Annotated in this window: 26 protein-coding genes; 17 read left to right on the top strand and 9 right to left on the bottom strand. The window is 64.4% G+C overall.

Translation table 11 applies throughout. The annotated features are described in order from the left end of the window. Positions 1 to 333: 333 nt before the first annotated feature. Positions 334 to 1011: a GNAT family N-acetyltransferase gene (locus GGR44_RS15680; protein WP_183956428.1), complete on the bottom strand. Its 678-nt coding sequence runs from the start codon at positions 1009 to 1011 to the stop codon at positions 334 to 336. Positions 1012 to 1073: 62 nt separating this feature from the next. Between GGR44_RS15680 and GGR44_RS15675 the strand changes: the two genes are divergently transcribed. Further along, positions 1074 to 1508, top strand: a complete 435-nt coding sequence (locus tag GGR44_RS15675) for a MarR family winged helix-turn-helix transcriptional regulator (RefSeq protein WP_183956426.1) — start codon at positions 1074 to 1076, stop codon at positions 1506 to 1508. 94 nt (positions 1509 to 1602) lie between these two features. After that, a complete protein-coding gene (locus GGR44_RS15670; RefSeq protein WP_183956513.1) occupies positions 1603 to 3603 on the top strand; it encodes a putative bifunctional diguanylate cyclase/phosphodiesterase in 2001 nt (666 codons plus the stop codon). 9 nt (positions 3604 to 3612) lie between these two features. Here the strand turns inward: GGR44_RS15670 and GGR44_RS15665 are convergent, their stop codons facing one another. Continuing rightward, positions 3613 to 4569 (bottom strand): crotonase/enoyl-CoA hydratase family protein, encoded by a 957-nt coding sequence (locus tag GGR44_RS15665; RefSeq protein WP_183956424.1) that lies wholly within the window; start codon positions 4567 to 4569, stop codon positions 3613 to 3615. 240 nt (positions 4570 to 4809) lie between these two features. Between GGR44_RS15665 and GGR44_RS15660 the strand changes: the two genes are divergently transcribed. Continuing rightward, the gene (locus tag GGR44_RS15660) at positions 4810 to 4989 is read left to right on the top strand and encodes a hypothetical protein (RefSeq protein WP_183956423.1); all 180 of its coding nucleotides are present in this window, start codon (positions 4810 to 4812) and stop codon (positions 4987 to 4989) included. A 72-nt stretch (positions 4990 to 5061) separates the two neighbouring features. Further along, positions 5062 to 6192, top strand: a complete 1131-nt coding sequence (tgt, locus tag GGR44_RS15655; RefSeq protein ID WP_183956421.1) for a tRNA guanosine(34) transglycosylase Tgt — start codon at positions 5062 to 5064, stop codon at positions 6190 to 6192. Here the strand turns inward: tgt and GGR44_RS15650 are convergent. From GGR44_RS15650 to GGR44_RS15640, 3 genes are all read right to left on the bottom strand, one after another. Next, positions 6177 to 7703 carry a sensor histidine kinase gene (locus GGR44_RS15650; RefSeq protein WP_183956512.1) on the bottom strand — a complete coding sequence of 509 codons (1527 nt, stop codon included), beginning with the start codon at positions 7701 to 7703 and terminating at the stop codon, positions 6177 to 6179. The genes tgt and GGR44_RS15650 overlap by 16 nt on opposite strands. 87 nt (positions 7704 to 7790) lie before the next feature. Continuing rightward, complete coding sequence (locus tag GGR44_RS15645) at positions 7791 to 8033, bottom strand: NepR family anti-sigma factor (protein WP_246344714.1); 243 nt, start codon at positions 8031 to 8033, stop codon at positions 7791 to 7793. A gap of 20 nt (positions 8034 to 8053) precedes the next feature. Beyond that, positions 8054 to 8311 carry a hypothetical protein gene (locus GGR44_RS15640; RefSeq protein ID WP_183956524.1) on the bottom strand — a complete coding sequence of 86 codons (258 nt, stop codon included), beginning with the start codon at positions 8309 to 8311 and terminating at the stop codon, positions 8054 to 8056. Between GGR44_RS15640 and GGR44_RS15635 the strand changes: the two genes are divergently transcribed. The 4 genes from GGR44_RS15635 (at position 8282) to GGR44_RS15625 (ending at position 10324) form a co-directional block, all read left to right on the top strand. After that, complete coding sequence (locus GGR44_RS15635) at positions 8282 to 9076, top strand: response regulator (RefSeq protein WP_183956419.1); 795 nt, start codon at positions 8282 to 8284, stop codon at positions 9074 to 9076. The genes GGR44_RS15640 and GGR44_RS15635 overlap by 30 nt on opposite strands. Before the next feature lie 86 nt (positions 9077 to 9162). Further along, positions 9163 to 9294: a hypothetical protein gene (locus GGR44_RS17125; RefSeq protein ID WP_281374309.1), complete on the top strand. Its 132-nt coding sequence runs from the start codon at positions 9163 to 9165 to the stop codon at positions 9292 to 9294. A 136-nt stretch (positions 9295 to 9430) separates the two neighbouring features. Further along, entirely contained in the window at positions 9431 to 10030 is a 600-nt protein-coding gene (locus tag GGR44_RS15630; protein WP_425511329.1) for a sigma-70 family RNA polymerase sigma factor, read from the top strand. 57 nt (positions 10031 to 10087) lie between these two features. Next, a complete protein-coding gene (locus GGR44_RS15625) occupies positions 10088 to 10324 on the top strand; it encodes a hypothetical protein (RefSeq protein ID WP_183956417.1) in 237 nt (78 codons plus the stop codon). A gap of 33 nt (positions 10325 to 10357) precedes the next feature. Here the strand turns inward: GGR44_RS15625 and GGR44_RS15620 are convergent, their stop codons facing one another. Then, positions 10358 to 11488: a M14 family metallopeptidase gene (locus tag GGR44_RS15620; protein WP_183956416.1), complete on the bottom strand. Its 1131-nt coding sequence runs from the start codon at positions 11486 to 11488 to the stop codon at positions 10358 to 10360. Beyond that, positions 11485 to 12093, bottom strand: coding sequence for a hypothetical protein (locus tag GGR44_RS15615; RefSeq protein ID WP_183956414.1), 609 nt, complete (start codon positions 12091 to 12093; stop codon positions 11485 to 11487). The genes GGR44_RS15620 and GGR44_RS15615 overlap by 4 nt, the downstream gene beginning before the upstream one ends. Positions 12094 to 12308: 215 nt before the next feature. Between GGR44_RS15615 and ykgO the strand changes: the two genes are divergently transcribed. Both ykgO and GGR44_RS15605 read left to right on the top strand, forming a co-directional pair. After that, the gene (gene ykgO, locus GGR44_RS15610) at positions 12309 to 12434 is read left to right on the top strand and encodes a type B 50S ribosomal protein L36 (RefSeq protein ID WP_003046794.1); all 126 of its coding nucleotides are present in this window, start codon (positions 12309 to 12311) and stop codon (positions 12432 to 12434) included. 3 nt (positions 12435 to 12437) lie between these two features. After that, the gene (locus tag GGR44_RS15605; RefSeq protein WP_183956413.1) at positions 12438 to 13067 is read left to right on the top strand and encodes an HAD family hydrolase; all 630 of its coding nucleotides are present in this window, start codon (positions 12438 to 12440) and stop codon (positions 13065 to 13067) included. On the opposite strand, the gene pyk is transcribed toward GGR44_RS15605, so the two are convergent. Then, entirely contained in the window at positions 13051 to 14502 is a 1452-nt protein-coding gene (gene pyk, locus GGR44_RS15600; RefSeq protein WP_183956412.1) for a pyruvate kinase, read from the bottom strand. The genes GGR44_RS15605 and pyk overlap by 17 nt on opposite strands. A gap of 104 nt (positions 14503 to 14606) precedes the next feature. Here pyk and GGR44_RS15595 point away from each other — a divergent pair, with 104 nt between their 5' ends. From GGR44_RS15595 to GGR44_RS15585, 3 genes are all read left to right on the top strand, one after another. Next, a complete protein-coding gene (locus GGR44_RS15595) occupies positions 14607 to 14906 on the top strand; it encodes a DUF1244 domain-containing protein (protein ID WP_183956411.1) in 300 nt (99 codons plus the stop codon). 41 nt (positions 14907 to 14947) lie between these two features. Beyond that, positions 14948 to 15190 (top strand): DUF2312 domain-containing protein, encoded by a 243-nt coding sequence (locus tag GGR44_RS15590; protein ID WP_183956410.1) that lies wholly within the window; start codon positions 14948 to 14950, stop codon positions 15188 to 15190. Between the two features lie 124 nt (positions 15191 to 15314). Next, entirely contained in the window at positions 15315 to 15641 is a 327-nt protein-coding gene (locus GGR44_RS15585) for a heavy metal-binding domain-containing protein (RefSeq protein WP_183956409.1), read from the top strand. Between the two features lie 4 nt (positions 15642 to 15645). Here the strand turns inward: GGR44_RS15585 and GGR44_RS15580 are convergent, their stop codons facing one another. Next, positions 15646 to 16029: a VOC family protein gene (locus GGR44_RS15580; protein ID WP_183956408.1), complete on the bottom strand. Its 384-nt coding sequence runs from the start codon at positions 16027 to 16029 to the stop codon at positions 15646 to 15648. Between the two features lie 89 nt (positions 16030 to 16118). Between GGR44_RS15580 and GGR44_RS15575 the strand changes: the two genes are divergently transcribed. The 4 genes from GGR44_RS15575 (at position 16119) to prsK (ending at position 21020) form a co-directional block, all read left to right on the top strand. Beyond that, complete coding sequence (locus GGR44_RS15575; protein WP_183956407.1) at positions 16119 to 16862, top strand: YebC/PmpR family DNA-binding transcriptional regulator; 744 nt, start codon at positions 16119 to 16121, stop codon at positions 16860 to 16862. A 37-nt stretch (positions 16863 to 16899) separates the two neighbouring features. After that, on the top strand, positions 16900 to 17400 hold the full coding sequence (gene ruvC, locus GGR44_RS15570) for a crossover junction endodeoxyribonuclease RuvC (protein WP_343052363.1): 501 nt from the start codon (positions 16900 to 16902) through the stop codon (positions 17398 to 17400). 140 nt (positions 17401 to 17540) lie between these two features. Beyond that, the gene (locus GGR44_RS15565; RefSeq protein ID WP_183956509.1) at positions 17541 to 18929 is read left to right on the top strand and encodes a TIGR03013 family XrtA/PEP-CTERM system glycosyltransferase; all 1389 of its coding nucleotides are present in this window, start codon (positions 17541 to 17543) and stop codon (positions 18927 to 18929) included. 12 nt (positions 18930 to 18941) lie between these two features. Beyond that, positions 18942 to 21020, top strand: coding sequence for an XrtA/PEP-CTERM system histidine kinase PrsK (gene prsK / locus GGR44_RS15560; protein WP_183956405.1), 2079 nt, complete (start codon positions 18942 to 18944; stop codon positions 21018 to 21020). The last annotated feature ends 1 nt before the right edge of the window (position 21021 follow it).

Below are 21021 nucleotides of genomic sequence, written 5' to 3'. Positions count from 1 at the left end.
CACATTTTGCGCACGGCCGGCTGTCCTACACCCCTTTGTCGATGATAGCCGCCATCTATCCGACACCGCCGGGTTGATCGCCGGAACGGATCGGCTGCGCGATGCGGGGCATCGGCAATGAAGGTGCGCGTCCCGACCCATAAGGGCCGACAATGCCGGGCGCGGGCCGGGCCGGCCGAAGGGCCGGTTCCTGTCCGTCAACCCATTGAATATATATGTGTTTCGCCCGGCATGTCGGACGATAACATCAAACCGGGGCTAGGTCCGCGAGGCGGACGAACCGGAAAAACTGGGCCCCGCCCGGATTTCGGTCCGGGCGGCCTTTTTCGTGCTTCAACGCGCAAAAACCATCATGTGCATGGTCGCCCGCCGGCGAAAGCCGAGCTTCTCGTATAGCGCGATCGTCCCCTCATGCGCGGCATAGGCGTGGAGGAAGGGCGTTTCGCCGCGCTGCCGCATGGCGTGGGCGACGATCAGCATCAGCGCGCTGGCATGGCCCCTGCCGCGATAGTCAGGGTGGGTGCAAACGCCGCTGACCTCGGCAAAGCCGGGCAGGCGCAGTCTTTCTCCCGCCATGGCGACCAGCCTGCCGTCCTGCCGGATGCCGATGAACCGGCCCAGCCTGTGGGTGAAGGGGCGGAAAGGGCCGGGCTTCGTCATCAGCGCCAGTTCGCGCATGGCCGGGGCATCCTCCTCGGTCAGTTCGATGGGCTGGATCAATCCGGTCGGCGTGGGAAGGTCGGTCGCCACCATCTGCGCCAGCGCCGCTTGCCGAACGACATGCACGCCAGGCAGGGGCGGGTCCTGTTCCCGCTCGACGGTCCATAATTCGTCTGTCGCGGGCGTCAGCGCGGCCAGCGCCGCGCGGGCCGCGGCGCCGTTATCGGCGGCGGCAGCGAAGGGGCCATGATCCGGGTTCAGGCGCAGCGCCGTCCCGTCCCCCTCCGCAAGGGGCGACCAATGGCTGTTCAGGGCGTTCCAGACCGGGCGATCCAGGGGGTGCGGCGACATGGCCGCAACGCATGGCGCAGTTGGTTGACTATATCAACTATTAATGCTCTGGTCCCGGCGCGATGACCAATGCCGTCGATGCCCTGCGCGCTTTCAACCGTTTCCACAGCCAGTGGGCGGGGTTGTTGCGGCCCAGCTACATGGACAGCGGGCTGGGCGTCACGGCCGCGCGGCTGCTTTACGAAATCGGGCGGGCGCCGACCGGGGGCCTGTTGGCCAGCGACCTTTGCGCCGACCTCGCGCTCGATCCGGGCTATGTCAGCCGCGTCCTCAGCCGTTTCGAGAAGTCCGGCTGGATTGCGCGGGACAGGGGGCGGGATGCGCGCCAGCGACCGATCCGGTTGACGCCGGCGGGGGAAGCGTTCCTCGTCAGGCTGGATCAGCGCACGCGGGCCGACACCGCTGCGCGCATCGCCCATTTGTCGCCGGGCAACCGGGCGGTATTGGTCGCGGCGCTGGCGCAGGTCCGTGCGCTGCTGGACCCGGCCGCCGATTAAGCGGCGAAGGCTCGCGACGCCGCTCAAGCCCATTGCTTGGGAAGCATGTTCATTCGGCACGGTTTACCAAATGGCAATCATGTTGACGCAGGATATGTGCGACGTGTCACGCCTCACAAGCCATTTGAGCGCTCTCCTGCGCGCGCGATCCGCGCCCCACACTCGGCTCAACGCCGAAGTGGAGGATAGTCTCGTCAAATCGCTTTATGCCTCTCCCGCCTCGCTGATGATCGGGGCGGTGGCTGGCGGTTCGCTCGGTCTGGTAGTCGCGCATCATGCGCAAATCACGGCAATAACGACGATTGCCGTGCTCATCTGCATCGTTGCGTTGAGCCGTGCGGTTTCGGCGATCTATTTTCAGCGGCAACTGGCGCATCAGGATGGTCCGGCCCGGCCGATATGGGGCCTTGCCTATGAACTGGGCGCCTGGGCCTATGCGGCGCTGCTGGGGTTGCTGGCGCTTGCCACGCTGATGCTCACGCGCGATGCGTCGCTGCACATCCTCTCGGTTTGCCTGGTTGCGGCCTATTCCGGCGGCATTTCGGGGCGCAATGCCGGGCGTGTTCAGATCGCCATCGGCCAGACCTGCTTTGCCCTGCTCCCCACATCGCTGGGATTGTTCCTGTCAGGCGGTGTTGGCTATTCGGTGCTGGCGACGATGCTGTTTCTGATGATCTTCGCCATGGCGGAAATCACCAAGACCACCCACCGGATCGTGGTCGAGGCGCTGGAGGGCAAATTTGAAAAGTCGCAACTTGCCAAAAAATTCGAGAGGCTGGCCCGGTACGACAATCTGACCGGGGTCGAAAACCGCATGGCGATGCAGATGCGGCTGCGCGATCTGTTCGAGCGCAGAACCAGCGAACAGGATGTCGTGGCGCTGTTCTGGATGGATCTGGACAGGTTCAAGGAAATCAACGATTCGCTGGGCCATATCGTCGGCGACCAGCTCTTGTGCATGGTCGCCGAACGCCTGTCGCGCGCGCTGGACGGCCGGGGGCAGGTGGCGCGTTTCGGCGGCGATGAGTTCATCCTGATCTGCCCCGATGTGGATCGCGACGCGGCCGAGGTGATCGCCCGCGACATCATGGCGGAATTTGGCCATGGGTTCGACATCGGCAGCTATCATCTGGCGGTCACGGCCTCCATGGGCATCGCCGTCGCGCCGCAGGACGGACGCGACAGCGACGAACTGCTGCAACATGCCGATATGGCGCTCTATCAGTCCAAACATGCCGGCCGCAATCGCTTCAGCCGGTTCGACTGGGGCATGAAGGAAAAGCAGAGCCGCACCTATGAGCTGGAAATGGCGCTGCGCGGCGCATTGGCCAATGGCGAACTGGTCATGCACTATCAGCCGATCTTTGAAACGACGACGGGCAGGATCGCGATCTGCGAGGCGCTGATGCGCTGGGAGCATCCGACGCTGGGGAAAATCTCTCCAGCCGAATTCATTCCGATCGCCGAGAGCTGTTCGCTGATCGAACCGATGACGGCGTGGGCGATCGAACAGGCTTGCCGCGACGCGATGTCGTGGGACGACCATGTGCGCGTCGCGGTGAACATATCGCCGGTGTTGCTGAAAACCGATGGACTTCCGCGCGCCGTGATTGGCGCGCTTCTGGCGTCTGGCCTTGCCGCTCGGCGGCTGGAGCTGGAAGTGACAGAATCGATCTTCCTGGAAGACAGCGGCCGCACCAACATGATCCTGAGCGAATTGCAGCGTATCGGCCTGCGACTGGCGCTCGATGATTTTGGCACCGGCTATTCCTCGCTCGGCTATCTGCGCCATTACAAGTTCGACACCATCAAGGTCGACCAGAGCTTCATGCGCGGCGTCGGAGAAAATCCGCGTGATCGCGCCATCGCCCAGTCCGTTGCCTATCTTGCCCGTTCGCTGGACGTAGAAACCGTCGCCGAGGGGATCGAGAATGAGGAGCAGCTTCGCTACGCCCGCGAAACCGGCTTCACCAATGTGCAGGGTTTCGTACTCGCGCGGCCCATGCCCGCGGACGCGCTGCTCACTATGATGCAGGGGCGTCGGGAATCCGCGCCGGGCGTCGTGACGCTGGCCGATAGTCGCCGATCGGCCTGAACAGGACGATCAGCGGGTCAGGCGGGTTTGCGCCGAAGCCAGCCTGCGCATCAGTCGCAAATCCTTGGGGTCCAGCTTCAGCGCGGTTTCGGCCCAGTTCTCGACAATATCCTTCAACTCGCCATATTCGAGCGGATCGACCCGGCGCCCTGCCGCAAACACGCCGACATGGCCGGCATGATGGGGCCGGTTGCCCGCGATATAGTCGCGCACGGCCGCTTCACCTTCGCCATCGTCGGCCAGGATGGTGACGATGCCCATGTCATACATTTCCTCCGCGCTGTAGACCTTGCCCGACAGGATCATCTTTTCCGCCATCCGGCGACCCAGTTTGCGGGCCAGAATCGAATAGGCGCCCATGCCGGGGAACAGGCCGAACAGCATTTCGGGCAGGCCAAAACGCGCGCGTCGTTCAGCGACGATCACGTCGAAGCACAGCAGCGCCTCGAACCCCCCGCCCAACGCATCGCCCTGCGCCAGAGCGATGGAAATGACCGGGATGTCGGCGTTGCGCCAGGCGCGGTGAACCACGTCGATGCAGGCATGGCCGTAGTCGACCAGCGAGGGCAGGTCGCGCCGTTCGATCGCCGCGGCAAACAGTTCCAAATCGCCGCCCAGATTGAACACGCCGGGGAAGCGCGAGCCCAGGACCATATATTGCAGCGGCAACGCCCCTTCGTCGAACAGCCGCTTGGCCTCCGTCTGCCACATGCGGATGTCGCGCAACATCTGGAGATTGTAATTTGGCCGGGTGGTCGGCGCCATATGGGCCCACAGCGTCGCCATCGCCGGATCCCATTCGACATCGATCTGGCCAAGATCGAACAAAGCCGAACGTGCGCCGATGGCCGCGCCCGGGCTTTCCGTAGCGGTGCTCGCGGCAGGTTCCGCCACTGAAGAATTCCGGTCCGACATGTCGTTGCCCATCGCAATATCATCCTGATTAAACCGCCCGGATTCAATCATATGCGCCCCCTTTTTTTGATTGAATCGAGGAAACCAGTGTCGCATCGCGGTTGCAATGGGGGTTGTTCACAATAGCGGGCGTTAACCACTTTTTGACTGACCTGTTGCTCCTTTGGCGCAGTGAAAAGGCGCATTTTCAGACCGCATTGTATATAGGCAACAACCCGCGTCGGCGCAAAAAGGTTAACGCGCGGGCGGCGCAAAGGGCTTGTTAACGACCTTAGCCTAACCATGGCGTCCATGGAAAGCGATCGCACCCAGCCGATGACCGCAACGCTGATGCTGCACGACCCGGATGGTCGTCCATGGCCTTTGACGCTCTCGCGCGACTGCCTGCGCTTCATCGGGCCCTATCGGCGGCTCGACGATTTCGACATCGACGCCATTTTGCTGTTCGACGCGGTGCGCCGGGCCGCCTGAACCGCGCCAAGCGGGCCTTTGGGTCGAAAAGAGCGGTTTCCCGCTCGTTCAATCCGCACTAGGACGCTGGCCATGACCAGGCCCCGCTTTTCCTTCTCCGTCCACGCCACCGATGGCAAGGCGCGCACCGGCGTCATCGCCATGCGTCGCGGCGACATTCGCACCCCCGCTTTCATGCCGGTCGGCACCGCCGCCACGGTAAAGGCGATGCGCCCTGCCGAAGTGCGCGCCGCCGGCGCCGACATCATCCTGGGCAACACCTATCACCTGATGCTGCGCCCCGGCGCGGAGCGCGTCGCGCGGCTGGGCGGGCTGCATGGTTTCATGGGCTGGGACCGGCCGATCCTGACCGACAGCGGCGGCTATCAGGTGATGAGCCTCTCGGCGCTGACCAAGATGAGCGAGGAGGGCGTCGCCTTTTCCAGCCATATCGACGGGTCGAAACATATGCTGACGCCCGAACGCTCCATGGAGATCCAGCGGTTGCTGGACAGCGACATCGTCATGGCGTTCGACGAATGCACCAAAAATGGCTGCTCGCACGACGAGGCGGCCCGGTCGATGGAACGGTCGATGCGCTGGGCCAGGCGGTCGCGCGACGGGTTCGACATGGGCGGCGACCATGGCGAACGTGCCGCGCTGTTCGGCATCCAGCAGGGGGCGCTCGACGAGGGGCTGCGGCGCATTTCGGCCGAGAAGCTGATCGAGATCGGTTTCGACGGCTATGCCGTGGGCGGCCTTGCCGTGGGCGAGGGGCAGGAGGCGATGTTCGCCACGCTGGATTTCGCGCCCGGCATGTTGCCCGCCGAAAAGCCCCGCTACCTGATGGGCGTGGGCAAGCCCGACGACATCGTCGGCGCGGTGGAGCGCGGCATCGACATGTTCGATTGCGTGCTGCCCACCCGCTCTGGCCGCAATGGCCAGGCTTTCACCTGGGCGGGACCGCTCAACATCCGCAACGCCCGTTTCGCCGAGGATCAGGGGCCGCTCGATCCGCGTTGCGATTGCCCGGTCTGTTCAGGCTGGAGCCGCGCCTATCTCCACCATCTGGTGAAGGCGGGCGAGATGCTGGGCGCCATGCTGATGACGCAGCATAACATCCATTTCTACCAATCGCTGATGCAGGCCATTCGCGACAGCATCGCACAGGGGCGCTTCGCCGCTTTCGCTGAGGATTTTCGCAGGGATTACAAGCGGGCCTGATCGGTCGGCTGGGCGATGATGGGGATGGCGATGGCAAAGCCGCCCGCCTCCTCGTCGCGGTCGAGGGGCGCGCGCAACTGGCGCGACAGGCCCAGCAGCACCCGGTCGAACCGGTCGTGCAGATGGGGCGAGACGAGGTCCGCGCGCAGGGCTGGCGACAGGACGGTCAGCATCGCGCGCGACCCGTCCTCATCCGGTCGCACGGATATGTGCATCCCGGCCGCCGGATCGGCCAGCATGGCCAGTTCGAACAATTCGGTCAGCAGGAACGCGACAGGCACCGCCACATCCTGGCTGATCTGAAGCTCAACGCAGTCGATCTGGATGGCGAAATGGCGCGCCTGCGCGGGCGCGGTGCCGCGCAGGCTGGCCGCCAGTTCGCTGATCAGCGAGCGGATGTTGATGCCGCGATGCTGCTCTGAATCGGCGAAATGATTGCGGTGGACGACCGACAGGGCGTCGACGCGCCGCTGGATGCTGGCATAGGCGTCGATCGCTTCGGGCTCGGTCGCGGCGCGGGCGTGCAGGTTGATGAGGCTGGCGATGATCTGAAGATTGTTCTTGACCCGATGATGCACCTCGCGGGTCAGCCGCTTCTGCTGGTCCAGGCTTTCGGCCATTTCCGCCTCATGGCTGGCGACATCCTCGCTGATCTCGCGAAACGTGTCGCCCAAAGCCGCGATCTCCGCCGCTGGCGTGCGTGTCCTGGCCAACGGCCGCAGCACCTGGCCGGGCTGATAATCGGCCACCGCGCGGCGGAGGTCGACGAGCGGGCGGATCAGCAGGCGATTGACCACATACCAGCCGACCGCCGCCGCGGCGAACCACATCAGCAGCGGCAGCAACAGGGAAAGCGACCGGAATATCGTCGCCGGGGGCTCCCGCACCGCCATGATGAGGGCGATACCGCCCAGGCCGACAGGGGCTTCGACTTCACGCAGGCGTCCCGGGCCGGCGAGGGCCGCATTGCTGATCGTCAGTCGCTGGTCGCCCTGCACAAGCGTCAACCGGCGGTTCTGCAACGCGGTTGCCGGATCGGCGACATCCTCCATATGCGCCCGACCATAATAGCGGATGGCGACGACGTTGCGATCAGGGCTGATGACGCGCAAGGCCAGCAATTTCGCCTGTGGCAGCAATTGCGCTTCAGGCCCCGAGAAGCGCGCGTTCGCCGCCACCGCATCGGATGCGGGCAGGGCATGGCCGCACAGCAGGCGGCCGTCGCGGGCATGAATGGCGAAATCGGACAGGCCATCGGCCCGCGAGCCCAGAAAGGTGGTGGTTCGCCAGCATTGGTTGGGATCGGCGGTGCCGTTGGCGAATGCTGCCACCACGATGCGCAAAGCGGCGCGGTCGGCCGTGAACTCGGCCGAGAGCTTGCGGGCGCTCTGCACCGCCGTCAGACGCAGCAATCCGTCGCGTTCGACATCGGCTGTGTGGATGGACTGGAGCGAAGCGAACAGCGCGACGACGCCCAGCGGCAACAGGGCCAGGGTCAGGATGATGAACATTTTCAGGCCTGTCGAACGGACAAGCCTGATCCATACGTCACCGGCCGAAGCGTCGGTGTGCGTCACGGCAGGTTGGGCATGAAAGGATCAATCCAGCTTGCTGAGAAGGTCCAGCATTTCAGCGGGGATGTCTTCGTTGACCGTTGTCTGATAAACATTGCGCAGGACCTGAGTGACCATATTGTCGTCACCGGCAGCGTTCGATGCGGTCTTGCCCTTGATAGCGCTATTATCGCCATTGTCCCGGTCCGTCATGTCCGGTCGCAGTCCCGAAGCAACCAAGCCCAACCCCTTTGACACATGATCATCGCCTGAAAGCCGCCCATCCATTACTGTTTTGCGCCCTGACGTCAATTCGGCTCTACGCCCTCCAGCCGGTCCGGAGGGCGCTTGTCCAAAAAAATGTTCGACTGTGAAACAATTTGCGTGCTGGATTGTTCCATGACTTCGAACGATTTTTCTGCCGATAGGCCTATCGACAGAAAATCGGCGGGTTGGGGCATCGCCATGGCTTGTTCTGTTTCGCCGGTTCGTTGACATTGCAACATCGCCTTTTGGGGCAGGGAGTATCGAAAAACATGTCGCTCGGACAAAAGTTGCATCCCCATCTTCCCTTCCTTCGCCGCTATGCCCGTGCGCTGACCGGCAGCCAGGCCCATGGCGACGCCTATGTGCGCGCGACGCTGGAAGCGATTGTCGCCGCACCCGAGGAATTTCCCGCCGACGTTGATGCGCGGCTGGGCCTGTATCGGATCTTTCAAGCCATCTGGTCGTCATCGCATGTGGAGGATGAGCCCGGCTTTGGGGGCGACGCGCCGCGCGAGGCGATCGCGCAGGCGCGGCTGTCCCGGTTGACGCCGTTGCCGCGTCAGGCTTTGCTGTTGACCGCGCTGGAAGGTTTCACGCCGGAGGATGCGGGCTATCTGATCGGCCTGCCGGCCGAAGATGTCGAGGCTCTGGTGAATGAGGCGCTTGCCGAAATCGAGGCGCAGACCCGCGCCAAGGTGCTGATTATCGAGGATGAGCCGATCATCGCGATGGACATCGAAACCATCGTCCGCGACCTGGGCCATGAAGTGACGGCCATTGCGGTGACGCGCGAGGACGCGGTGCGCGAAGCCATGGCGGAACGGCCGGGGCTGGTGCTGGCGGACATCCAGCTCGCCGACGATTCCAGCGGCATAGATGCGGTGAAGGACATTCTGACGGAATTTGCCGTGCCCGTGATCTTTATCACTGCCTTCCCCGAACGCCTGCTGACGGGCGAGCGGCCGGAGCCGACATTCCTCATCACCAAGCCTTTCCAGCGGGCGACAGTGAAGGCGGCGATCGCCCAGGCCTTGTTCTTCGACGAGGCGACGGCGCTGGCCTGATCGCGGGCGGGCGGCCCGATGGATAGGCTATGGAACCGCCTTTGATCGGGCGCGTTAATGTCGCGTAACGATCAAGGGAGGCCGCCATGGCCGACGAAGAACGGCATATCGCCACTGACAGCGCAAGGGCAGGATCGACCGAGCATGTGGTTCGATATGTTCTCGCCATTTCGCTTGTTCTGGTCATTGTAATGCTGGCTCTGGTGCTTTGGCGTTGACTTCCTTGGCGGCAATGTTCGGGAGAATGGGTGCGTGACCGCTATGTCGGGAATGGGGGCGACGACTGCGCCTCAAATGGATGCAACGGCGGCGATCGTTGCCCAATCCGGAAACAGCCATCTGGAGGGCGAAAATTTGCAGGATAGCGATCGGACCAGTCTGTCCGATAATGATTTCAAGCGTGAGCTGGCGGCGGTGATCCCGCATCTGCGCGCCTTTGGCCGTTCGCTGTCCGGCAACCGGGATGTCGCCGACGACCTGGTGCAGGAAACCCTGCTCAAGGCATGGGCGGCGCGCGAGCGGTTCCAGGCCGGCACCAACATGCGCGCCTGGACATTCATCATCCTGCGAAACCATTATCTTTCGCAAATGCGCCGGTCGCGCTTTCGCGGCGAATGGGACGAACTGACCGCCGACCGCCTGCTGGCGGCGCCCGCCGGGCAGGACAAGCATGTCGAACTCAGCGACATGCAGCGCGCCCTGCTGCAATTGCCGCAGCCTCAGCGCGAGGCTCTGATTCTGGTCGGCGCAGGCGGTTTCGCCTATGAAGAGGCGGCCGAAATCTGCGGTGTGGCGGTCGGAACGATCAAGAGCCGGGTGGCGCGCGGCCGCACCGCCCTGGAACAGATATTGGAGGGTGGCGACCTTCCCGCGCGCGCGGAGCATGACGTTTCGGGCGAAGGCGCGCTGAACGAGATCATGGACGATGTCGACCGGTTGAGCCGGGGGCGCTGAATTCGCGCATCCGTGCGCCGCGCGTCCGCGTTTCGGACGGCGACAGGAGGTCATGCCATGCAGGAGGATCATCGTGGCGAGACCGAGCAGGGCGCCAGCGAGGGCGGCATCATTTTCGCCCTTCTGGCCATTGCGCTGCTGCTGGCCATCGCCTTTCTGTTCCTGACCGACAGGCGTCGCGCCGACCATGTGTCCGAAACGGCTGTCGACGCGGCGATCGCGGTCGGCAATGGCGCGCAGGCGGTGGGCGACGCTGCGCGCAACAGGGCTGAAGAATGGCGCAAGCCGCAATAACCGGCGCGCCGGCGCGAAGAAGCGCCCCCGCCATCAAAGATCGTCGATGATCTCCGCCAGCACCGCCAGGCAATCCTTGGCAAGCTGCATCGAACGGGCGGGCGACCAGCCGAAATCCGGGTCGGGCAGATCAATATTGTCCTTGAACGGCATTTCCAGCGTCATCGACACGGCGCCGAAGCGTTCGGCCAGTTGCGCCGTCGACATCGACAGATTGGCTTGGCCGGGCTGCGCCACGGCATAGCCGAGCTTCGTCTGGAAATCGGGCGTGCGCAGCGCCAGCGTGTCGCGATAACGGGTGAACAATTCCAACTGGCGCTCGGTGAGGGAGGGTATCCCCTCGAACCCGGCGATGAATACCGCGGGAATGGCCTCGTCACCGTGGACGTCCATCGCGAAATCGACGCCGATGTCATCCATCGCCGCCAGCACATGGAACACTTCCGGGCTGCGTTCCAGCGTCGGTTCGTGCCATTCGCGGTTCAGGTTCACGCCCGCCGCATTGGTGCGCAAATGGCCCCGGCGACTGCCATCGGGGTTCATGTTGGGAATGATATGAAAAGTCGCCTTGTTCCGCAACTGGCGGGCGACCGCATCCTGTTCGTCGGTCAGTCGCTCCAGAGCGCCTTCCGCCCACCACTGCGCCATGGTTTCGCCCGGATGCTGGCGGGCGTAAAGCCAGACATGTTTGGGGCCATCGCCCAGGGTGAGCATGTCGATCGGCTGGCCGTCCAGCGTCAGCCCCAGTTCGCGGCTTTCAACGCCCGGCTGGCTCGCGGCCCAGGCGATCAGGTCGTGGTGACGCTCCATCGAATAGGGCGCGAAATAGGCGACCCACAGGCTGTTGCTGTCGGGCTCGACGCGGATGGTCAGCCGCCCGTCATTATAATCGGTTTCGGCCAGCAGCCAGTTTTCGCGATCCTCGCTGACCCGCGCGCTATATCCGGGCCAGCCATAAGGATAAGCGGCGCCGGCGCTGTTGACGATCACCAGTTCCAGCGGCGCGCCCGCCGCCCCGCTTACGCGAAAATAGAACCACTGATAGAATTCGCTGTGTATATCCTTGACAATTTCCAACTCGGCCCGGGCGCCGGATTCGGATTCAGAGATGGAAAGGACGCGAATATTGCCGCCGTCAAAGGCGCTGGTGATCGAAACGGTCATTTGACTGTTATAGTGCGGCCGGACTCTCCGGGATAGCCCCCCAGCAATGCGGATGCGAGTTTAGCGGCGGCCAGCCCCGGCTGTGCGGCGGGCGACCCTTCGCGTGCGGACGTCGTCGCTCGGCCTTCCCAGATCGCGACGCCATCGGCGCGGCGGCGCATTTGCACGGCCAGTTCCGTGGTCACCATGCCTTTGGGCGGGCCGGACAGGTCGATGCCGATGCCCACGCCCAGCCCGGAATAACCGCCGCTGCCCACCGCACCGCCGACGCCGACGCTGACGGGCTTGCGCTTGCCCTCGTCAATCGGGGAACGGAAGGCGCGGCGGAAGGAGACATAGGCGACATATTCCGCGCCATCGTCACTCGATTGGGTGAAGCCAACCCGCTGCAATTCGCGCCCGACCGCGCTGGCATAGGTGCGAAATTCCAGGCCAACGTCGGGATTATTGGCCATTTCGCGGACGGCGACGGCGCCGGTCGTCGCCGGGTTGCCGATGTGGAAACGGGTGACCTCTATCGGCGCGATGGCCGTCGCGCAGCCCGCAAGGGCCAGTGCCGCGCACAGCGCCAGGGAGGGGCGGAAATGGGGGATTGGCTTGACCATGGCTTGCACTCCGAATCGACCCACCCGCGCCGTTGCGGCGCGCATCCCCGCGCGGGTGGACCATGAACAGGCTGCACGCAGGATGAACGGGCCGGACATTCGCTGTTTCCATTCCCGTTTCCGCCACCCGTCGCGCTTGACTTTCACGCCCGCCACACATAGGGGCAGCGCTTCGATTTTCCAGTCAGATTGACGATTCACCAAGGGCCAACGCCATGAAGATCCGCAACTCGCTCAAGTCGCTCAAGGACCGTCACCGGGATAACCGCGTGATTCGCCGTCGCGGCCGCACCTATGTGATCAACAAGACCAACCGCCGGTTCAAGGCCCGCCAGGGCTGATCCATGGCGGACATTGCCGCCGTCATATTCGACGTCGGCCAGGTCCTTTATCACTGGAACCCCAGGGTTCTTTTTGAGCGCCTGATCCCTGACGATCAGGCGCTCGATGCGTTTCTGCGCGATGTCGTGCCCGCGCACTGGCATTTTCAGCATGATGCCGGGCGGCCTTTTGCGCAAACCAGCGCCGAACGCATCGCCCTGTTCCCTGAACATGCCGCGCATATCCCGATCTGGGGGGAACGCTTCAACGACAGCGTCGGGCCGGTGGTGGACGGCATGGCGCAGATTGTCGCGGACCTTGCTGCGCGCGACGTGCCGCTATACGCCCTCACCAACTACAGCGCCGAATTCTGGCCTGCCTTTCGTGCGCGGGAAGCCGCGATGTTCGCGCCCTTTCGCGACATCGTGGTGTCCGGCGAGGAACGGCTGGTGAAGCCCGATCCCGCCATTTACGCTCTGGCGCTGGCGCGCTTTGGTCTGCGGGCGGAGCAGGCGATCTTCATCGACGACCGGGAAGACAATATTGCGGGCGCCCGGCAGGTGGGAATGCATGGCCACCTGTTCAGCGACGCGCCGACATTGCGCGCGGAACTGGCGACGCACGGCCTGCTGCCGGCTATTCCCGCCCTTTAAGCTCGTCGCCGCGCACAGTGGCGACATGCAGCACATTGGTCGATCCCGGCGTGCCGAAGGGAACCCCCGCAAGCACCACGATCTTGCGTCCCTTGGTCGTCAGATGATGGCGCAGCGCCATCCGCCGCGCCTTGCCCACCATTTCCTCGAAATGGCCGATATCCTTGGTGCGGACGGCGTGGACGCCCCACAGCAGGCCCATGCGCCGGGCGGTGTCCTGTCGCGGGGTCAGCGCCAGGATCGGCGCACCGGGGCGTTCGCGCGCGACGCGCCGCACGGTGCTGCCCGACGATGTGAAGCAGGTGATGACGGTGGCGTCGACCACCGGAACGATGCCCGCCGCCGCCTCGGCCAGCGCGTCGGCGGTGGTCGGATCGGGCGCGGTCTGGGTGAAATGGAGACGGGCCAGATAGCCCGGATCGCGCTCGACACTGTGGGCGATGCTGTCCATCATCGCGACGGCTTCTTCGGGCCAGTCGCCCGCCGCCGTCTCGGCCGACAACATGATGGCGTCGGCCCCGTCATAGACCGCCGTCGCCACATCCGACACTTCGGCGCGGGTGGGGGTGGGGGCCTTGATCATCGATTCCAGCATCTGTGTCGCCACCACCACGGGCCGACCCAGGCGGCGGGCGGTTTCGACAATCTGCTTCTGCAGCGGCGGCACGCTTTGCGGGGGCAGTTCGACGCCCAGGTCGCCGCGCGCCACCATCACGCCATCGGCCATTTCGATGATTTCGGCCAGTCGCTGCACGGCCGACGGCTTCTCGATCTTGGCCATCAGCGCGCCATAACCGCCCATCAGCTTGCGCGCTTCGGCCAGATCCTCGGGCCGCTGCACAAAGCTCAGCGCAATCCAGTCCATGCCCTGCTGCATCGCGAAGCTGAGGTCGCGGCGATCCTTGTCGGTCAGCGCGGGCACGGGCACCACGACATCGGGCACGTTGACGCCCTTGCGGTTGGACAGCGCGCCACCGACCTCGACAATCGTCTCGATCCGGTCTTCGGTCACGGACTTGACCCGCAGCACCATCTTGCCGTCGTCCAGCAACAGCCGGGCGTCGGGCACCAGCGCCTCATAGATTTCCGGGTGGGGCAGGTTGACCCGGCGGGAGTCGCCCGGCGCGTCGTCGCGGTCCAACACGAAGGCGTTGCCGGTTTCCAGCATGGCCAGCCCATCCGCGAACGCGCCGACCCGCAGTTTGGGGCCCTGAAGATCGCCCAATATGGTGCTGGGCCGCCCGAATTCCCTTTCCAGCGCGCGGATGGCGGCGATCCGTGCCGCATGATCTTCATGCGCGCCGTGCGACAGATTGATCCGAAAGGCGTCGGCACCCGCGAGATAAAGGCGGCGGATCATTTCCGGGCTGTCGCTGGCGGGGCCAAGGGTCGCCAGAATGCGGACATTGCGGGTGCGGGGCGGAATTCGGGTCATCAGGCACTCCAGATCGTCTTGGCGCCGCCGGTCTTGCCTGCGGGCTGTTTTCCGTTATCCGTGCTGCGCGACAGGATGATGATGGACAGCGAAGGGGATCGCCGATGGCCGGCAGCATAATCAATGACGCAGTAGCCGCAACCGCCTTCCGCCGATTGGTCGCGCATTTGCAGCATCGCACCGATGTGCAGAATATCGACCTGATGGGAACGGCCGGTTTCTGCCGCAACTGCCTCGCTGACTGGATCGCCGAGGCCGATGGCGCGCTGACCAGGGACGAGGCCCGCGCCATCATCCACGGCATGCCCTTTACCGAGTGGAAGGCCCGCTATCAGAGCCAAGCCACCCCGGAACAGATGGAACGGATGAAAGAGAGTGTGGCGAAGAACGCCGACAACCACTAGGACGCGCTCCAACCGATTCACACTCACCAACGGAGAACCCCATGAGCGAGGGCAACGTCGCAGCCGATCAACTGCGCCTTCTGATCGAACGTATCGAACGCCTGGAAGAAGAAAAGAAGGGCATCGGCGACGACATCAAGGACGTCTATCTGGAAGCCAAGGCCACCGGCTACGACCCCAAGATCATGCGCCAGATCATCCGCCTGCGGAAGATGCAGCCCCATGACCGGCAGGAAATGGAAGCGATCCTCCAGACCTATCTGTCCGCACTGGGCATGGAATAAGGGTGACCTGTTCCCCGGCGCAGTTGATGGGAGTCACGTGCCTCCCATCAAGGGCCCAGTCCCACGGTCCGAACTGGACCCCGGCCTGCGCCGGGGAACAGCGTGACACTCAAGGAGAGCGCCCATGTCGGAAATCATCGTCAGCACCACGCCAACGCTGGAAGGCCGCCCGGCCAGGGAATATCTGGGCATCGTCACCGGCGAGGTGATCGTGGGCGCCAACCTGTTCCGCGACCTGTTCGCCAGCGTGCGCGACATCGTCGGCGGGCGTTCGGGCGCTTATGAGGAAGTGCTGCAACGCGCCCGCGAGCAGGCGATCGGCGAAATGCGGATGCGCGCGGCGACGCTGGGCGCCAACGCCGTGGTGGGCGTCGACCTCGACTATGAAGTGATTGGCGGCAGCGGGTCGATGCTGATGGTGTCGGCTTCGGGCACCGCGATCCTGGTTTGATCCGTCAGTTCCAGAAATTGAGCTCCAGCATCACCCCGCCCGGTATCCGCACGAAGATCTGGCGCAGGGCGATGCCGGGCTGGGCGCTCGTGAAATGATCGACCTTCCGCGCCTCCAGACGGGCCGCCACCTTGCCATAATCGGCGCAATTGAGCGCGACATGGTGCACCGGGCCGCTGTCCCCGCCCGCGCTCGGCGGATGCCAGTCGTCGGTCGGATAAGGTTTCTCGATGCTGCCCAGATGGATGATCGGCCGGCCGTCGGCATCGCTGATCCAGCTTTCCCGCTGCGATGAAACTGACATCTCCAGCACGTCGATCAGGAACGTCTTGGTGGCGGCCGGATCGGGCACGCGGATATTCACATGGTCCAGGCTTTGTACGGTCAAAACCAATCCCCTCCGTTCGCCTTGCGTCGCTTCCTGCCGCCCGCTAGAGACCGCGCTTCGGATCATAGAATAACATCAGGAGACAGGCCGTGGCCGGCCATTCCAAATTCAAGAACATCATGCATCGTAAGGGCGCGCAGGACAAGAAGCGTTCCTCGATGTTTTCCAAGCTCAGCCGCGAAATCACCGTCGCCGCGAAAATGGGCATGCCCGACCCGGATATGAACCCGCGCCTGCGCCTGGCGGTCAACGCCGCCAAGGCCCAGTCCATGCCCAAGGACAATATCCAGCGCGCCATCGACAAGGCGTCGGGCGGCGACCAGGAAAATTACGAGGAAATCCGCTATGAGGGCTATGGCCCCGGCGGCGTCGCCATCATTGTCGAGGCGCTGACCGACAATCGCAACCGCACCGCCACCAATGTCCGCACCGCCTTTTCCAAAAATGGGGGCAATCTGGGCGCGTCGGGCGCGGTGAGCCACGGGTTCGACCGCATGGGCCTCATCACCTATCCCGCGTCCGCCGGCGATGCCGACGCGATGTTCGAAGCCGCGCTGGAGGCCGGCGCCGAGGATGTGGCCTCGAACGAGGACGAACACGAAATCTGGACGGCGATGGACGCGCTGCACGAAGTCGCCAAGGCGCTGGAAGCCAAGCTGGGCGCGGCCGACAGCGCCAAGCTCGCCTGGCGTCCGCAGACCACGGTTGAGGTCGATGAATCCAATGCCGCCACGCTGCTGAAGCTGGTCGACGCGCTGGAGGATGACGACGACGTCCAGACCGTCTGGGGCAATTATGAAGTGCCCGAAGCGGTGCTGGAAAAGCTGGGTTGATGATGGCCGCCCCTTTGGCCGCAAGGGAGGTCGGGGGGTGACGATCATATTGGGGCTGGACCCCGGCCTTGGCACGACGGGCTGGGGGGTGATTGCTGCCGACGGCAACCGGCTGAGCCACATCGCCAACGGGCGCATCCGCACCGACGCCGCCATGCCGCTGGCCAGCCGCTTGCTGGCGCTTGATCTGGCGTTGCAGGATCTGATCCTGGAACATCGTCCCGATGCCGCTGCGGTGGAGGAGGTGTTCGTCAACGTCAACCCGCAATCGACGCTGAAACTGGGGCAGGCGCGCGGCGTCGTGCTGCTGGGCGCGTCGCGTTCGGGCATGGAGGTGGGCGAATATGGCGCCCGCCATGTCAAGAAGGCGGTCGTGGGTGTCGGCAACGCTTCCAAGGAACAGGTCCACGCCATGGTGTCGCGGCTATTGCCCGGCATCGTCATCAGCGGGCCGGACGCCGCCGACGCGCTGGCCGTCGCCATCACCCACGCCCATCACCGCGCCAGCGCCCGCCGATTGCCCCCCGGCATTCGTTAACCGCGGCGATCTTCAGAAAATATTTGCCAATTTCAGCGATCATGCCCGCACTGTCGGAATAGCTTACATTTCATTGTAAGTGAAAATGACGGATCGCATGGGGCACGTCGGCGCACTGTCGACGCAATGGGCATGGAATGATGATCAGGCTGTTCAAACATTATGTGCCGCACGCGGTGCTGCTGCTCGGTCTGCTCGATTTCGTGCTGTTGCTGTGCGCGGCGGAAGGTGGATGGCTGCTGCGGGCGCGCGAAATCGGCATGTCCGTCGACCATATCCTGACCCGCGCCTGGCCGCTGGTCAGCTTTGCCGTGGCGATCCAGACCGGGATGATCGCGGTCGGCGTTTATGGCACTGAATCGCTCCAGTCGCTGCGCTATGCGCTTGCCAGGCTGATGGTGGCGATTTCGCTGGGCGTCATTTTCCTGTCGGTCATGCATTTCCTGTTGCCGGAAATGACGCTTTGGCGGTCCAATTCGCTCTATGCGATGATCCTTGCCGTTGCGCTGTTGCTGACGGTGCGGATGCTGCTGGGGTCGATGCTGGGGGGCGAGGCGTTCAAGCGGCGGCTGGTCGTGCTCGGCGCCGGTCCGCGCGCCGACCGCATTCGCCAGATTGAAGAGCGCAAGGGATCGGGCTTCCTCGTCGTTGGCTATATCGCGATGAACGACGGGCCGCAGGTGATCCCCGAAGCGATCAACCGCAACGCCATTTTCAACCTGGCTGATTTCGTCGTCCGCATGGCGGCGAGCGAGGTCGTGCTGGCGCTGGAGGAGCGGCGCAATGCGCTGCCGCTCGCCGACCTGTTGCGCATCAAGACGACAGGCGTCCACGTCAACGAAATATCGACTTTCCTGGAGCGGGAGACGGGGCGCGTCGACCTCGACAGCGTCAACCCCAGTTGGCTGATCTTTTCCGACGGCTTTTCGGCGGGCCGACGCCTGTCTTCCATCGCCAAGCGCCTGTTCGACATCGTCGCCAGTTCCATCCTGCTGGCGCTGACCGGGCCGATCATCGTTCTGGCGGCCATATTGGTGAAGCTCGACAGCAAGGGGCCGGCATTTTACCGCCAGCAGCGCGTCGGCCTTTACGGCCAGGAATTCTGGATCGTGAAGCTGCGCACCATGCGGCAGGACGCCGAGGTGGCTGGCAAGGCCGTCTGGGCGGAAAAGGACGATCCGCGCATCACCCGCCTTGGCTACTGGCTGCGCAAGCTGCGGATCGACGAATTGCCGCAGACCTGGACCGTGCTGAAGGGCGAGATGAGCTTCGTCGGCCCGCGCCCCGAACGCCGCCAGTTCGTCGAGGATCTCGAACAGCATCTGCGCTATTATGCCGAACGCCATATGGTGAAGCCGGGCATCACCGGCTGGGCGCAGATCAACTATCCCTATGGCGCGTCGATCGAGGATTCGCGCAACAAACTGGAATATGACCTCTATTATGCCAAGAACTATACGCCCTTTCTGGACCTTCTGATCCTGATCCAGACCGTGCGCGTGGTGTTGTGGCCCGACGGCGCGCGCTGAGGCGCAGGAACGATGGGCGTCTGGCTCCAATTTTTCGGTAATAGCGGCCACGCGCTGGCCGCCGCCCTGTTCGCGGCGCTGGGCATATGGACGCTGCGTCGGCGCGATGGCGCGCCTGAACCGGTGCTGCTGTCGCTGGCGTTGCTGCTGACGTCCTGCTGGGCGCTGTATATCGGCTTTGGCGGGGTCGACAAACCGCTGTCGGGCATCATCGAAACCATTCGCAACGGGGCATGGCTGCTGCTGATGTTTGTCATGCTGCGGCGGGGTGAAGGGCGGCAGTCGGGCGCGCTGTGGGCGATCACGGCTGTCTATGCGGTGATGGCGGGGCTGCTGGCGGCGCAGATGTTCACCGACCTCATCTGGCGTCAGCTCGACGCCGACAGCCACAAGATATTCGTCACCCTGTCGTTGGTGCTGCGCATGATGAGCGCGGTCGGCGCGCTGGTGCTGGTCCACAATCTCTACAGCGTCTCCGCGCCGGAGGGGCGCACGCGCATCGCCCTGCTGATGGGGGCGCTCGCGGCGATGTGGACCTATGACCTCAACCTCTATGGCATTGGCTATTTCGCCATGGATCGGGTGGGGGAGCTTTATGCCTTGCGCGGGCCGGTGATGGCCCTGCTGGCCCCGGTGATCGCGGTCGGGCTGAACCGCAATATGGCCGCGCGCCTGCGCCTGTCGCGCACGGTGACATTTCGTTCGCTGTCGGTGGTCGCGGTGGGGCTGTATGTCGTGGTGCTGGCGGCGGCGGCGGCGATCATCGAATGGGTCGCGGGCGACTATGCGCGCTGGGTGGAAACCGGGCTGCTATTCTTCATGGGTGTCGCGGCCATGGTGCTGGTGCCCTCGCGCCGGCTGAGGGCGATATTGCGGGTGCAGATTGCGAAACACTTCTTCCAGCACCGCTACGACTATCGCGCCGAATGGATGCGCTTTGGCGCCACCATCGGCCGCCCCGGGAAGGATGCCGCGCCGCTGGCGGTGCGCGTGGTCAAGGCGGTCGCCGACATCACCGAATCGCCCGCCGGGCTGTTGCTATTGCGGGACGATTCAGGCGCATTGCGGTTCGAGACCCATTGGAACTGGGCCTGCCCGCCGCAACTGACCATCGCCGCCGCCGTCGCCGCCCAGTTGGAGCGCAGCGGCTGGATCGCCGACCTCAACGGCGCACTGTCCGCCGGTGCGCCGGTCGACCTGCCCCCCGCGCTGATCGAGGATGCGCGGATATGGGCGCTGGTGCCGCTGATCCATTTCGACCGCCTGACCGGCGCGATCCTGCTCGCGCGACCGCCGGTCGACCGGCGGCTCGACTGGGAGGATTTCGACATGCTGCGCGTCGCCGGGCGGCAGGCCGCCAGCTATATCAGCGAGGCGCAGGGCCAGCAGGCGCTGGACGATGCGCAGCGTTTCGACGAGTTCAACCGGCGTTTCGCCTTCATCATGCACGACGTCAAAAATCTGGTGAGCCAATTGTCGCTCGTCGCCCGCAATGCCGAGCGCCATGCCGACAATCCCGAATTTCGCGCGGACATGATCCTGACGCTCAAGGAGTCGGTTGGCCGGATGAATGCGCTGCTCGCCCGCCTGTCGCAGCATAACAAGGCCCAGCCTTCGCCGCCGCGCGTCATGGCGTTGCGGGCGGCGATCGAGAATGTCGCGGCCCGCGTGCGCCAGCATCCGGTGCTGGTGAGTGGATCGTCGCCCATGGCGCTGGCCGATCCGGTGCGACTGGAACAGATATTGACCCATCTGGTGCAGAATGCGATCGACGCCAGCCCCGCCGATCTGCCCGTCGAAATGCGGCTGGGCGGCGATGCGACGAGCGTCTGGGTCGAGGTGATCGACCGGGGATGCGGCATGAGCGCGGAGTTCATCCGCCGCGAATTGTTCAAGCCCTTCTCCTCCAGCAAGGCGGGCGGTTTCGGCATCGGCGCATTCGAAGCGCGGGCATTGGCGCAGGCCATGGGCGGCCGCGTCGATGTGGAGAGCAGCCCGGGCGCGGGCAGCCGATTCACGCTGCGCCTGCCCGCCGCCCCGGCCAGCGCCGCGCCCGCGCCGCCAGCCCCATCCGCCGCAGAGGCCGCCTGAC

The sequence above is a fragment of the Sphingobium fontiphilum genome (assembly GCF_014196635.1).
GTDB lineage: Bacteria > Pseudomonadota > Alphaproteobacteria > Sphingomonadales > Sphingomonadaceae > Sphingobium > Sphingobium fontiphilum.
The sequence above is the reverse complement of the archived record's forward strand: the minus strand, read 5'-3'. Positions and strand labels throughout refer to the sequence as shown.

What these genes read in the sequence shown, in the direction of transcription:
- GGR44_RS15680 (WP_183956428.1), bottom strand. Translation starts at nt 1,011, where the DNA reads ATGTCGCCGCACCCCCTGGATCGCCCGGTCTGGAACGCCCTGAACAGC.
- GGR44_RS15675 (WP_183956426.1), top strand. Translation starts at nt 1,074, where the DNA reads ATGACCAATGCCGTCGATGCCCTGCGCGCTTTCAACCGTTTCCACAGC.
- GGR44_RS15670 (WP_183956513.1), top strand. Translation starts at nt 1,603, where the DNA reads ATGTGCGACGTGTCACGCCTCACAAGCCATTTGAGCGCTCTCCTGCGC.
- GGR44_RS15665 (WP_183956424.1), bottom strand. Translation starts at nt 4,569, where the DNA reads ATGATTGAATCCGGGCGGTTTAATCAGGATGATATTGCGATGGGCAAC.
- GGR44_RS15660 (WP_183956423.1), top strand. Translation starts at nt 4,810, where the DNA reads ATGGAAAGCGATCGCACCCAGCCGATGACCGCAACGCTGATGCTGCAC.
- tgt (WP_183956421.1), top strand. Translation starts at nt 5,062, where the DNA reads ATGACCAGGCCCCGCTTTTCCTTCTCCGTCCACGCCACCGATGGCAAG.
- GGR44_RS15650 (WP_183956512.1), bottom strand. Translation starts at nt 7,703, where the DNA reads ATGTTCATCATCCTGACCCTGGCCCTGTTGCCGCTGGGCGTCGTCGCG.
- GGR44_RS15645 (WP_246344714.1), bottom strand. Translation starts at nt 8,033, where the DNA reads ATGGATGGGCGGCTTTCAGGCGATGATCATGTGTCAAAGGGGTTGGGC.
- GGR44_RS15635 (WP_183956419.1), top strand. Translation starts at nt 8,282, where the DNA reads ATGTCGCTCGGACAAAAGTTGCATCCCCATCTTCCCTTCCTTCGCCGC.
- GGR44_RS15640 (WP_183956524.1), bottom strand. Translation starts at nt 8,311, where the DNA reads ATGGGGATGCAACTTTTGTCCGAGCGACATGTTTTTCGATACTCCCTG.
- GGR44_RS17125 (WP_281374309.1), top strand. Translation starts at nt 9,163, where the DNA reads ATGGCCGACGAAGAACGGCATATCGCCACTGACAGCGCAAGGGCAGGA.
- GGR44_RS15625 (WP_183956417.1), top strand. Translation starts at nt 10,088, where the DNA reads ATGCAGGAGGATCATCGTGGCGAGACCGAGCAGGGCGCCAGCGAGGGC.
- GGR44_RS15620 (WP_183956416.1), bottom strand. Translation starts at nt 11,488, where the DNA reads ATGACCGTTTCGATCACCAGCGCCTTTGACGGCGGCAATATTCGCGTC.
- GGR44_RS15615 (WP_183956414.1), bottom strand. Translation starts at nt 12,093, where the DNA reads ATGGTCAAGCCAATCCCCCATTTCCGCCCCTCCCTGGCGCTGTGCGCG.
- ykgO (WP_003046794.1), top strand. Translation starts at nt 12,309, where the DNA reads ATGAAGATCCGCAACTCGCTCAAGTCGCTCAAGGACCGTCACCGGGAT.
- GGR44_RS15605 (WP_183956413.1), top strand. Translation starts at nt 12,438, where the DNA reads ATGGCGGACATTGCCGCCGTCATATTCGACGTCGGCCAGGTCCTTTAT.
- pyk (WP_183956412.1), bottom strand. Translation starts at nt 14,502, where the DNA reads ATGACCCGAATTCCGCCCCGCACCCGCAATGTCCGCATTCTGGCGACC.
- GGR44_RS15595 (WP_183956411.1), top strand. Translation starts at nt 14,607, where the DNA reads ATGGCCGGCAGCATAATCAATGACGCAGTAGCCGCAACCGCCTTCCGC.
- GGR44_RS15590 (WP_183956410.1), top strand. Translation starts at nt 14,948, where the DNA reads ATGAGCGAGGGCAACGTCGCAGCCGATCAACTGCGCCTTCTGATCGAA.
- GGR44_RS15585 (WP_183956409.1), top strand. Translation starts at nt 15,315, where the DNA reads ATGTCGGAAATCATCGTCAGCACCACGCCAACGCTGGAAGGCCGCCCG.
- GGR44_RS15565 (WP_183956509.1), top strand. Translation starts at nt 17,541, where the DNA reads ATGATCAGGCTGTTCAAACATTATGTGCCGCACGCGGTGCTGCTGCTC.
- prsK (WP_183956405.1), top strand. Translation starts at nt 18,942, where the DNA reads ATGGGCGTCTGGCTCCAATTTTTCGGTAATAGCGGCCACGCGCTGGCC.